The organism is Sphingobacterium sp. 2149 (genome assembly GCF_031455655.1).
Classification (GTDB): domain Bacteria; phylum Bacteroidota; class Bacteroidia; order Sphingobacteriales; family Sphingobacteriaceae; genus Sphingobacterium.
Genome location: NZ_JAVDTD010000011.1, coordinates 109,626 through 121,985 on the forward strand (window position 1 = coordinate 109,626; position 12,360 = coordinate 121,985).

Below are 12,360 nucleotides of genomic sequence, written 5' to 3' on the forward strand. Positions count from 1 at the left end.
GAAAGATAATACCTTTCAAATGGTCTAAAAAGCTTTAAAGCCTGTAATTTTTAAAAATTACAGGCTTTTTTTTTCAGCTGGAAATCGCAAAATTTTCAAAAACACTCTTAATTTTTGTGGCAGATTTGTGGCACTTTTTGTCAGGAAAAAAAAGTGCCACAAAAAGTAGCTTAAAACACTGTATATCAAGATGTATACCTCGTTAACGACTTGACTAAAGAGCAACATATTTCGAACTTTAACTTAATAAAATTTGGATTATGCTTGAAAACAGTTTTGGTGTAATATTCTTTTTAAAAACACCTAAAAAAAATGAAATTCAACGAACAGTTTATTTGAGAATTACCGTTGACGGTATTCCAAAGGAGATTTCAACAAAACGTAAATGGGATGTTGCCCGTTGGAATCAAAAATCAGAACGGGCTACCGGCAGCAAGGAAGATGCAAAATCACTAAATTACTTTTTGGATTCTTTATCTAATCGTATTTCTAACTATCGCACAGAACTAATCAATAACGACCAGACAATTACTGCTCAGAAGCTCATTGATTTTGTAAGAGGCAAGAATGTATCAAAAGTAAAAGTACTTGAAGAGTTCCAGTTGCACAATGATGAAATGTTGGCACTGGTTAAAAAAGGAGAATATGCGTATGGAACATTTGAGCGTTATACAACAGCCCGGTCCCATGTTAAGGAATTTATAAGTTATAAATATGGCAGGGAAGACTTTGAATTCAGAGAATTGAACTATGAATTCGTAAAGGATTATGAATTTTATTTAAAGACCGTCAGAAACTGTAGCAATAATACGGCATTAAAATATATTGCTAACTTTAAAACCATAATTCTTAGGGCTATTGCAAAAGATATAATTCCAAAGGATCCTTTTAAAATGTTTAAAAGCAAAAAAACAAAATGTAATAAAAAGCCACTTTCTTCGGAAGAACTTGAAAGGCTTGAAAATAAAGTGTTTTCTTCTGAGCGACTTTCAGTCATAAGAGATATATTTGTTTTCCAATGTTATACAGGACTTGCTTACATTGATGCATACCAGTTAAGGCCGGATGATATCAAAAATGGAATCGACGGCAGCCTATGGATAATGACAAGCAGGCAAAAATCAAAATCGAAAACTGATATTCCTCTTCTGCCCCAAGCGATTGAAATTATGGAACGATACAAAAATCACCCATTATTACCTTGATAGTTTCGGAAGGGATGCCACTTCGTGGCTGCTATTTGAGGGGGATGTGGCCATTTCTGTATACAGTTTTTTTAGCCAGAAGCGATCTTTCGAGGTCTTAGAAGCTGTAGAAGATACAAGTTTCCTAGTGCTTAGCCATGAAAAACTTATGCAGTTGTATCAGCAGTTTCCTGAATTTAATTATATAGGAAGAATCCTGACTGAAAACTATTATATTAAAGCGGAAGAGAAAGCAAACGAGTTACGAGTCTTTAGTGCGACGGAGCGCTATCAGCACTTAATCCAGAAGTATCCCAATATTATCGCACGGGTTCCTTTAGGAATGATCTCCTCATATCACGGAATAACGCAGTCTACATTAAGTAGAATTCGCTCAAAAAAGCCAAACTAAAATATTTGTAAAATAGTCAGTTTTAAACCGGGAAGAATTGGAAAAGGTAGGTTTGGACGGTCAATTTAAATCTCACATGGCTATAATTTACAACCTTTGAATTACCTCGAATATTTACAGCCATCGAGCGAATACTATTTCCTTATATTCAAATGTTTAATATCACTGATGTAATTGAAATAATTTATGAAATTAGGAGCTCAATAGTTGGACAGCTAATACAAAAAGTATGAATGCCACTTGCATTAGCTGCTCAAATATAAAACCAAAATTGTAATCTAAGATTTAAGAAATGAAAAAAAGAATTGAAAGATCGCCTCCAAAAGTACTGCGTAATGGTTGGAGAAAATTTAAACAGTTAATGCCCCACAAATCTGTTCATCCCACCTACTCCCCAATTTTATAAGCTAATAAAAAACAGTTGCAAATCTATTGGATAAATCAAATACAATAACGTCCACGGTTTTTGAGTATAGAACAAAAAATAGAGTTGACGGCATGCCAACTCTATAAGTTCAACACTTATGTTTTACGTAAAAGTAAATTTTAAAATAAAATTTTAAACGAACAGATCTATATAGATAATCATTGTGTTAATTATAATATTGAAAAATTTAATGGAAATATAGCTTATTAATTTTTAATTCATGAGTATTCTAGGCATCTTTTTGGTTAAACTTACGAGAAGGCTTAAAAAACAGCTAAATCAACCATTACTCGAAGTATATTCTAATAGGATTTTTGAGAACCACTATATAAATTTTCCAGAAATACCAATTAGACTCCACTGTATGCATATTTTCCCCTAAATACCCGATAGAAATATACAATACTCGGACATATTTCATTATCATATCCCGTGATATGAGAAAATTGAAAGAAATTAAATTTCATTAAGCATCACTATCAATAAATTATTGCCAAACATATAATATATCTTTAAACTAATCTCAAAAATGGTACTTTAACTTTTTATGGTCATTAACTTAAAAATCAATCACATATTAATCCTAACTACCTTAAAAGTAAAACAGGTTTGCTCTTTTTCAGATACAACTGATAGATCGCCTTTATGTGCTTTCGCTATTTCTGAAGCAATATAAAGGCCCAGTCCTAATCCGTTATTTAAATTGGAGTCTCCCCTGTGAAAAGGATTAAAAATATATTTTAATTTTTCCTCTGGAATTGGCTCACCCCTATTTGTAACAGATATTTGCCAAAAGTTTTCAGAGGCTATTGATTCTAGGTACACAGGGTCATTCGATGAACCATGTGTTATTGCATTTGCAAGAAGATTCGATACCATTTGTGCAATTCGTGCCGCGTCACACTCAACATAACTGTTAATATTGTATTTTCTCACAATAGTTCTGTCGGGCCATGCAACTTGCAATTCATCCCTAACCTGATCTAACACCTGTTCAAGATCCGTGGCGATAGAATTAATTTTAATACCGTCACCTAAACGTCCTCTAGCAAAATCCATAATATTATTTATCATTTCCAACATTCTCTTCCCACCCTTCTCTATAATATTTACAAGTCTGACTTCTCTCTCATTAAGCATAAAACGAGCTAAAACAGTAGAAGCACTCATAATTCCGGCTAGCGGATTCCGAAGGTCGTGCCCAAGAACAGCTATAAATTGCTCCCTCAATAGAGCCTGTTCCACCTCCAATTTTAGTTTCTCTTCAGCTATCTTTTTGGCCATTTTAAGATTTTCTTCGTATAACCGCCGATCTGACGCTTTAAATAATGTAAAAATCTTAAAAAGAGATCGTCCACCTCTATCCTTTCTATCATAACAATTCATATATATAGGCAGCCTTCCTTTTCCAGTGTCATTCAATTCTAAAGCAATCTCCTCAAAATAACCCTGCATATTCAATAATGGCCATAAATGAGTTTCAAAATAAATTCTGCCTCCAATAGAAAGAATATTTGAAAAACGGGCTCCATAAAAGAACTGTGGTTCACAGTTAAGCCAGTCACTCATCCGTTTATTCATTTTTAAAATCTTCCCTTCGGCATCAGTAATCACGAATCCGTTTAGCGGCGATTCAAAAAAATCTTCAAAGTCTAATACCATAAAATGTAATACTAAATAGTTAGAAATGTTCTAATCATTTCAATGGTCTCTTGAGGAGCACTAAGATTTGGGCAGTGTCCAGTGGCTTTCATAATCCTCAATATACTATTGGGAATTTGTTGATGCATATAATAACCCACTTCGACTGGTGCAATAATATCATTACTACATTGCAGTATTAATACAGAGGCTTTGGTATGCTTTAACATCTCACGTTTGTCTGTTAGAAATGTAGTCTTTGCGAAATGCTTTGCTATTTCGGGATCCGTTTTACAGAAACTGCTTGCTAATTCTACGCTAAGTTCTTTCTTGTCAGGATTTCCCATGATAATTGGAGCCATCGTCATTGACCAGCCGAGATGATTATTATTCATAGATTCCAATAATTCCTCAATTTCAGATCTGCTAAATCCGCCGATGTAATTATCCTCATTGATATAATAGGGTGATGGTCCAATCATGATAAGTGTTTCAAAAACGTTAGGAGCCAAATCTGCAACTATAAGTCCTATCATTGCACTTACCGAATGTCCAATAAAGATTCCATTTGTAATGTCCAATTCAGTTGCAATTTCGATGATATCAGATGCATATCCCTCAAGGCTGTCGTATTTTGTAAAGCAATAAGCAGACAAATCGGAATGGCCAGCTCCAACGTGATCGAAAAGAATGATCTTGTAATCTTGCTCAAAGTCGGGATAAATATACCGCCACATATTCTGATCACAACCAAAACCATGAGCAAACATTATAGTTTTATTACCTTTTCCTTTAATAATGACATTATTTCTTTTTATTATATTCATGGCTAAATACTTTGAATAAATATAAACTATTTACAGAACTTTTTTATAACCATTATTTACAAAAATGTGATTTCAAGACATGAATTATTTTAGCAGAAAATTTAAAAAGGTTAAACCCTCACAAATCTGTTCATTTCAATTAACCCCCAATTTAATAATAATTGTAAAATTATACTTGAAAATGAGTTTTCAAAGTGTATTATAATGGTTGGTTCGAATCTCTCCCTTGCATATAAAAAAATGAAATTATAAAACTTGTAATTGACATCAATAACATGATTAAAATATATAAAAAAACAATCCTCTTTATAAACTAAATTGGAGCTGTTTTATCATCAATTCCAATCTGTAAATATGTATTTTGGTTATTACAAAAAGTCCGAAAACTTAATAAAATCAATATGGCAAGAGGATTCGAATTTTCCGAACATACACACAACAAACTAATCATCAGATATTTAACTTCATAATCCAATTTAAATCTTGTATCAGACGGTTCGAAGATCATCCTTTCAAGTTCGCATGAAAGGATTGCTAAAAATTTTAAGCCGTATACAATTACGTTGCTAAAATGCGTATGCAATAGGCAATACGAATCACTTAACAAAGCACATGACATATTAGGAAAAGATAAGTAACATTTGGAAAACTTCCCTTTACCAGCATTGTACTGATATAATTTTGAATTATTCAAAACGTACAATATGGAAATTATATCAAAACAAGATCTTGAATTATTCAGAATTAGAATACTGTCGGATATCGGTAAGATGCTGGAAGCTAATTTAAATCATTCCACCGATGATTTTGGGTGGCTCAGAAGCAAAGCAATTCGGAAGATGATGAATATTTCTCCAGCAACATTACAGAACTTAAGAGTTACTGGCAAAATTAGATTCAAAAAAGTTCAGGGCTCGTACTATTACAGTAAGGATGATTTACAAAAACTGTTTGAAGATGAAAATTGATTTATCAAAAAACGGATTGCAATATCTCGATAATGCTTGTAGTGATGATCGATTAAATGTTTGGCATATTTCTTTGCTCGTCGCGATAACTCGATTGGCATACCGGCAAAATGAAGGTAGGACTATACTGGTGAGTAGAAGTAAGCTAATGAAAATGTCTCATATTGATACTGCTCCTACCTATCATAAATATTTTAAGCAATTACAGAATTTTGGTTACATAAAATATGTGCCATCTTATCATCCGGGTTACCGTAGCACTATTGAATTACTTTAGTATCCCTACTTTGGGCTTAAGAATAAATATTTAAAACTAGGTTTTATGGAATTTAGTGAATTTAAAAAAGAGTTCAAGCACTAATTATTTTTATTTGCAAGATCATGGCAGTAAATTTTTAATCGTGCAAAAAGCAGGCTATATTGAACTCTTAAAGGTGTAGTTCGAATATAGATAGAGATCAGAACCACAGATTCTTCCAAATCTATATTTTCTATTGAATTTAGTAAATCTATCATCGAAAGAGATCTCAAAAAAGTGCAAAATCTCCGAGGGTGTAAAGTAAACTGTGTCAAATAAAGAATTTTTATATTAGACACAGCAAATGGAAAAAGAGGAATTTGATTTTTCGTTAATATTTGCTTTAAAAGGAACTCAAGAGGGCTTCGCCGTTTTGAACGCTTCAAAGAGGAAGCGATGAGAGGCCTTTATGAAGGTAAGAAAATGGGCGGAACTGACTGAGTTTGTGCTCCGATGTTGAAACATCTTCTGGAAAGTATGCTTGAAGGTGAGCTGGATCATCATCTACAGGAAAGTAAAGCTTCAGGAGAGGTTAACCGTAAAAATGGGAAGACAAGAAAGACTGTACGGAGCCTTCAGTCCGGACAATTTGAATTAGAGAGCGGTCGTGACCGAAACGGTACTTTCGAGCCTAAGATAGTCCCTAAACGTCAATTGATCATTACAGATGAGCTTGAAGGCAATGTTGTCTCCATGTATGCCAGAGGAATGAGTACACGGGATATTTCAAGCTATGTGAAGGAAATGTATGCCATGGATATATCTGCTACGGAGATCTCCAATATTACCGACAAGGTGATTCCTGCACTGAATGAATGGCGAAACCGTCCGCTTGAATCGGTATATCCTTTTGTATTTCTAGACTGTATGCACTATAAAGTTAAAGACAATGGCAGCGTTCAGACCCGTGCAGTATACAATATACTTGGAGTGAACCGAGATGGTCGAAAAGACCTTATCGGTATCTATCTTTCAGAAAATGAAGGCGCTAAGTTCTGGCTATCGGTACTGACCGATCTGAAACAGCGTGGTGTAGAAGATATCCTGGTCGCCTGCGTCGATGGTTTAAAGGGTTTTCCCGATGCCATCGAAGCCATATATCCGAAAACCCAGGTTCAACTTTGCATTGTTCATCAGATACGTTCAAGTCTGAGGTATGTTCCGGAGAAAGATAAAAAAGCTGTTGAAAGGCCTCTTCATGGGCAGCGATCACCATAGCCGTGGTAAAGGGCACATCGCTGAAAACAACAAACTTATAGCGGCTCCGTGAGAGGATGAAGGTAAAGAACTGTACTTTTTTCTGCTTACCGCGCGTAGTGGTCATGTTGTAAAAACCAAAGTCAACCTGCGCCTGCTCACCATAGGGAAGCTCCGCGACCATCTGGAAATCGCGGGTGCTCACTTCTTTGGGGATGTTGAACTCCGCCCGGATATCCTGAACAAAGTTGAATACGGTCTTGGGGCTGACTTGCGGAAAGTCAGGGTAATGCTCCCTGAGCCAGTCATGCATCTGGGCCGCTGAGGTATCGTTATACAGCGACAGCTTTTCATTTACGAAATCACGGTAGGGATCCAGTAACTTTTTCTTGGAAGGGGGCGCTTCCAGTTCTTTTTGGTAACTTCGGTCGTCTTTGCTCAGAAGCTTTTTTACAGTACGCCAGTTCAGGCCGAGATGTTCGGAAATCCTGCGAATCGAACTGCCTTCCCGATGCATTCTGTGAACCTCATGATAGGTCATAAGTTTACTTAAATAATAGTTCATAAATAACTTTGTCTTTTGCTCCGACAAAGCTTGTTTTTTCTTTTGGGACACCGCGTCCCAAAAGATGAACTATGTATTGATTAGTGCCAATTATGCTGCATTCCTTATTGCCAAAAACGCTGCACCGTTATTGCCATTTTTGCTGCACTCTAAATTGCCAAAAGTTGTGTATTCTGATTTACCGATTACAATAGTACAATATCATGTGACTTATTTTTGTATTTACTATATTGTTCCTGTTTTGACATATAGCGATCATTTTAAACCTTTTTTTGACATTCATGATAATCGACAATTCCTTTAACAGAGATAAAATTAGAAGCTACCTTGAGAATATATCTGAAGATAATTTAATAGATGAGATAATTATTCTATTATTTTCTAAAAATGGCTATTACGTATACAGGAAGAATATACATGGTCCGGGAGAACACGGAAAGGATATTATATTTTATAGACGCGTTAGTTTATTTAGGGATGATGAATTTATTGTTGTGCAAGCAAAAGCTGAAAAATGTACCGCAGGTAATATTTCAAAATTTGCTGCCCAAATAAACAGAGCCCACAAAGTTCCTGTAGGCGGAAAGGCAAATTCAAACATTCTTCCTAACTATGTAATGTTTATTAACTCAAAAATACACTCGAACGATGCTGATTTTGAAATGCATTACCTGACAGAGGTCAAGGTAAATACTAAAATTCTTACCCAGGATCACTTGATTGATTTAATAATAGAATATCAAATTGTTCCCAACATATTAGGGTCAGAGCTCGAAAGTTATACGAAACAGCAAGATGACTCTTATGATGACAAAGTACGGAATATTATTTTAGGAGAAGATAACAAGGCAATCAATAAATTATTAGACCATGATTTACAAGTAGATTCAAGGGAATTGAGTGATGACTTAAAGGGAACGATTATCAATTATATTTTCAAAAAATGGGATGAAGATAATTCATGGTCGGGTACGGTAAAACCTATGGGCTGGTTAAACTATTATTTTGACTTCATACAGCCGTATCAGTATAATAAACTATTTCGTGTCTTTGAAGAATATGTTGCAAGGTATCCGTCTAGATATGCTGCCCATGATACGTTTCAAGTTTTAAACAAAATCTCTCCTGAACAAATCAATGCCTTCAAAGAAAAATTTTTAGGACTTGTGGCTAGACAAGTCAAGGATAATTCAGATACAAATCACATTTTGAGAAAAAAACTAAACGAACTAATAAAATCTGGATATACACAAAACACAGAGAAGATTGTAAGTTTGACTATTAGAATTTTTGAATTGCGTGATTCGATTCTTTCAAGCGAGGGTGATGAAAATTTGGAAGGTTTAAGAACTGAGTATCGAGAGAAGATTATAGAACTCGATAAACTACTTTACCCAGAGCCGTCGGACAATTAAACTGACTTTTTAAAGATCTCAATATTCCAATAGAGGGGTAGTGTAAACTGAACTGTGTCACATCACTCCTTTTAGAGTTCGCACTCAGAGGCTTTCAGCCTCGAGTGCGAACCCTAAAAGGAGTTTCCGAAGGCTTTAATTCTATCCCCAAATTTAATATGTAATTGTTGCATTGTCAATCCCCAATTCCGAATAGGCGTGGTCCATTTCTTTGATATCTCCTTAACCGTGAGATAAACCAACTTTAAGAGTGCCTGATCAGATGTAAATGCTCCTTTGCTTTTGGTCACTTTTCGGATCTGACGGTGCATAGCCTCAATAGCATTTGTGGTATAAATAGCTCAGCGGATATCGGGTGAATACTCGAAATAAGTAGTGAGATTTCCCCAATTATCCAACCATCCCTTTACAGATAACGGATATTTCTTACCCCTTTTTCGTCAAATTCCAGTAGCTTTTCATAGCCCTGATCTTCGTTATTTGCCTGATAGATATTTTTTAAATCTTCTACAGCAGCTTTTTTATCTTTCTCCGGAATATACCTCAGACTTGAACGTATCTGATGAGCAATGCAAAGTTGAACCTGGGTTTTCGGGTATACGGCTTCGATGGCATCGGGAAAAACCTTTAAACCATCCACGCAGGCGACCAGGATATCTTCTACACCACGCTATTTCAGATCGGTCAGTACCGACAGCCAGAACTTAGCGCCTTCATTTTTTGAAAGATAGATACCGATAAGGTCTTTTCGACCATCCCGGTTCACGCCAAGTATATTGTATACTGCACGGGTCTGAACGCTGCCATTCCTCTGGCATACTACGGTATTAATTGAATTACCCAGGCTAACCCGCCTAAGTACTTTACTACCTTATTTTGTTTTTGTCGGACGTACTTCGATCTTACTTGGAAGTACATTCTGATTCATTTTCAATAGATCTACCACCATTTGTCCGATATCAGCGGGTTGAATTTTCCAATGATCCTCTTCGTTAGGGGTATGACCATTGAAATTTGACGTAACTGATCCCGGCATTATGGTAGTACATTTCACATCATAATTCCTAAGGTCAAGCATTGCGGCTTGTGTAAATCCCACAAGACCAAATTTGGTCGCATTATACCCTGCACCTTGAGCAAAGAAATTTGTTCCAGCTAATGATGCGATCGAAATAAAATATCCTTTATTTTCCTTTAGCTGCTCAACACCGGCTTTAAGGGTATGAAAAGCCCCGGTCAGGTTGGTATTGATCATGGCGTTCCAATCGTCAAGTGACATTTCGTCTACGGGAGCAAAAGTCCCCATACCTGCATTGGCAATGATGATATCCAGCTTTCCAAATTTTTCGACAACTGCATCGACAGCCTTTTTTTCATCTTCAAAATCTGTCACGTCTGCTTGGATTGCGATTACATTCTGATTTCCTAATTCGTGTTTTGCTTTTTCTAAATCTTCCATATTACGGCCTGAAATAGCTACCTTAACCCCTGCTTCAATAAGCGATTTCGCTATTCCAAAACCTATCCCTTTTGTTCCGCCAGTTATATAGGCCACTTTATCCTTAATATTTTGCATAATATTCTATTTTTTTGATCTTGAATGTATAGTTCCTTCTGTCAATTGTTATTAAAACCTTCTCTTACCTATTTACTAATCCGTTGCAATCCGTCAGAATCAATAACTCGAAAAGTCGTGAAAAGGTTCTTTATATTTTATCTTATTGTACAATTTTAATAATTTTGTTCGGGTATTTACTTGCGTAAGAAAGGATCAATTGGGCCATATAATGGTTCCCATTATAACGGTCTAAACTTTCCTTTACATCCATTATATCACTGAACTGGTTGTCCTTGTCCACATCCCCCATTCCATAAAAGTTTCCTTTCTCTAGCCAAATACAACTTTTTTCCTCGCGTTGTCTTCCTTTATCCATGATTGCAAATGAAGGTCTACTATTTTCCAGATCATATAAGGCTTCATCTATAATTTTGAGAACACATCAAAATAACAGTATAGATGCAAAAATCCCATAGCTATTTTCCTTCTGTTTCATTGGCCCATACCAGTCAAAATTTGTTGCAGCGCCAATAGTAAATTCTTTATAGCTTAAACCTGCTCTGAACATGACGTAGCTTCTATTGTGATTTCCAGATTCAGGAACAAATCCATAAAGCCCCTGGACACGACTATAGAAATTAAGTTTATCATTAATTTTCGGTTTATACTCCACTAATGCCAAGTTTTCAGACGCAAAATCACTTGCCAAATCCACCTTAGGATTAGTTTCAACAAAATTAAGGTCCCAAGTTTCCGATCACGAGCCCAACACTTTTTCTAAATGAGTACTATAATTTTCTAATGATGCTGCAACCTCGCTACCAATCGATATTATCTTTTGCCCACTGCTTTGCCGAAGTTGTAGGAATTCTGTTCTTTCCATTGAAAGTATTTTCTACTGGCCACGAAACACCTCTTCCCGATCCAAAGATCGAACGATACTTCTTAACGAAATTGGTCGGATCGCTTTTAAGATCATTTGTAATCTCATCGATATCAGAAAGTGTACGTTCGTACTTATGGCCGGATAATGATTCTGCAATATTAGCCAGATCTTCATAAGTGATGGTATCCCCTGCAATGTAAACAATCTCGTTCTCGATGGCTGGTTCCGTAAAGAAGATCTCAGCCGTAAGTTTACCGATATCATCAGGTGTTGTTAAGGTTACTGCAGTATCCCATCCCCCAATGGCATTGATCGATTTGTTCTCTAAATCTAAAATGCCAAAGAACGGTTCAAATAGATAACTGGTAAACATTCCAGTAGAAACAATGACCCATTTTGTTTTACTTTGTGATCTCAAGAGCTCACGTACATCTAACTGTTCATCGAACAGATCCTGCGCACTGCCCCGTCCGATCACTTCAAAATCAACGCCGAACTGCCACGGAAAATATCTTTTTACTCCTGCATCCATCACTGCTTGAGCCAGCTTCATCTGAAAACCTCCAGCACCTGTACCGTAACCTGTACAGGAAACAACAGCGTCGTAATTTTTAAATATATCAACAAGTTTCTCAGATGAAGCAGACAGGTCACCTGCAAGTAGTTCAACGCCTAATTCTCTAATTTCGGTAACATTCTTTTTTTTATCCTCATCATCAGAATGGATTGTCTCTTCTCTAAGAAGAACGGTAACGTCTACATGACTATTGTCTTTAGCTTTTTTTGCTATGTTACGGATGACAGGCATACCTAATTCACCCGCTCCTAAAATTAAAATTGATGTATTTTCCATATTAAAAATATAAGGCATTCAATCACTTGATGCAGTTAAAAATTTTCTCTACACAAAGGTAAGATGTTTAGTATCAGGACGCAATAAGGCATCTGTTGGTGAGTTACTTACTTCGATGTTAGTTTTTTC

The 12,360-nt window shown here is 35.9% G+C and carries 12 protein-coding genes and 1 pseudogene; 5 read left to right on the forward strand and 8 right to left on the reverse strand.

The genetic code is table 11. The annotated features are described in order from the left end of the window. Positions 1-260: 260 nt before the first annotated feature. Both J2X77_RS16605 and J2X77_RS16610 read left to right on the forward strand, forming a co-directional pair. The gene (locus J2X77_RS16605; RefSeq protein WP_310081675.1) at positions 261-1,205 is read left to right on the forward strand and encodes a site-specific integrase; all 945 of its coding nucleotides are present in this window, start codon (positions 261-263) and stop codon (positions 1,203-1,205) included. Continuing rightward, positions 1,162-1,596 (forward strand): hypothetical protein, encoded by a 435-nt coding sequence (locus J2X77_RS16610; protein ID WP_310081676.1) that lies wholly within the window; start codon positions 1,162-1,164, stop codon positions 1,594-1,596. The genes J2X77_RS16605 and J2X77_RS16610 overlap by 44 nt, the downstream gene beginning before the upstream one ends. Before the next feature lie 997 nt (positions 1,597-2,593). Here the strand turns inward: J2X77_RS16610 and J2X77_RS16615 are convergent. Then, positions 2,594-3,685, reverse strand: a complete 1,092-nt coding sequence (locus tag J2X77_RS16615) for a sensor histidine kinase KdpD (RefSeq protein WP_307186446.1) — start codon at positions 3,683-3,685, stop codon at positions 2,594-2,596. An 11-nt stretch (positions 3,686-3,696) separates the two neighbouring features. Next, on the reverse strand, positions 3,697-4,491 hold the full coding sequence (locus J2X77_RS16620) for an alpha/beta fold hydrolase (protein ID WP_307186447.1): 795 nt from the start codon (positions 4,489-4,491) through the stop codon (positions 3,697-3,699). A gap of 704 nt (positions 4,492-5,195) precedes the next feature. Between J2X77_RS16620 and J2X77_RS16625 the strand changes: the two genes are divergently transcribed. The 3 genes from J2X77_RS16625 to J2X77_RS16635 all read left to right on the forward strand — a co-directional run bounded on the left by J2X77_RS16625 (position 5,196) and on the right by J2X77_RS16635 (position 8,934). Beyond that, a complete protein-coding gene (locus J2X77_RS16625) occupies positions 5,196-5,459 on the forward strand; it encodes a helix-turn-helix domain-containing protein (protein ID WP_310081679.1) in 264 nt (87 codons plus the stop codon). Between the two features lie 751 nt (positions 5,460-6,210). Further along, positions 6,211-6,975 carry an IS256 family transposase gene (locus J2X77_RS16630; protein ID WP_310081681.1) on the forward strand — a complete coding sequence of 255 codons (765 nt, stop codon included), beginning with the start codon at positions 6,211-6,213 and terminating at the stop codon, positions 6,973-6,975. A gap of 825 nt (positions 6,976-7,800) precedes the next feature. Beyond that, positions 7,801-8,934, forward strand: coding sequence for a hypothetical protein (locus tag J2X77_RS16635; RefSeq protein ID WP_310081683.1), 1,134 nt, complete (start codon positions 7,801-7,803; stop codon positions 8,932-8,934). A gap of 113 nt (positions 8,935-9,047) precedes the next feature. On the opposite strand, the gene J2X77_RS16640 is transcribed toward J2X77_RS16635, so the two are convergent. The 6 genes and pseudogenes from J2X77_RS16640 to J2X77_RS16665 form a co-directional block, all read right to left on the reverse strand. Continuing rightward, positions 9,048-9,245 carry a hypothetical protein gene (locus J2X77_RS16640; protein WP_310081685.1) on the reverse strand — a complete coding sequence of 66 codons (198 nt, stop codon included), beginning with the start codon at positions 9,243-9,245 and terminating at the stop codon, positions 9,048-9,050. A gap of 95 nt (positions 9,246-9,340) precedes the next feature. Then, positions 9,341-9,700: pseudogene (locus J2X77_RS16645) on the reverse strand (transposase). 105 nt (positions 9,701-9,805) lie between these two features. Further along, positions 9,806-10,510, reverse strand: coding sequence for an SDR family oxidoreductase (locus tag J2X77_RS16650; RefSeq protein ID WP_307186448.1), 705 nt, complete (start codon positions 10,508-10,510; stop codon positions 9,806-9,808). Positions 10,511-10,652: 142 nt separating this feature from the next. Next, positions 10,653-10,868: a hypothetical protein gene (locus J2X77_RS16655; RefSeq protein ID WP_307186449.1), complete on the reverse strand. Its 216-nt coding sequence runs from the start codon at positions 10,866-10,868 to the stop codon at positions 10,653-10,655. Between the two features lie 66 nt (positions 10,869-10,934). Further along, positions 10,935-11,207 carry a hypothetical protein gene (locus J2X77_RS16660; protein ID WP_307186450.1) on the reverse strand — a complete coding sequence of 91 codons (273 nt, stop codon included), beginning with the start codon at positions 11,205-11,207 and terminating at the stop codon, positions 10,935-10,937. Positions 11,208-11,310: 103 nt separating this feature from the next. Further along, a complete protein-coding gene (locus tag J2X77_RS16665; RefSeq protein WP_310081688.1) occupies positions 11,311-12,231 on the reverse strand; it encodes an aromatic alcohol reductase in 921 nt (306 codons plus the stop codon). Positions 12,232-12,360 lie beyond the last annotated feature (129 nt).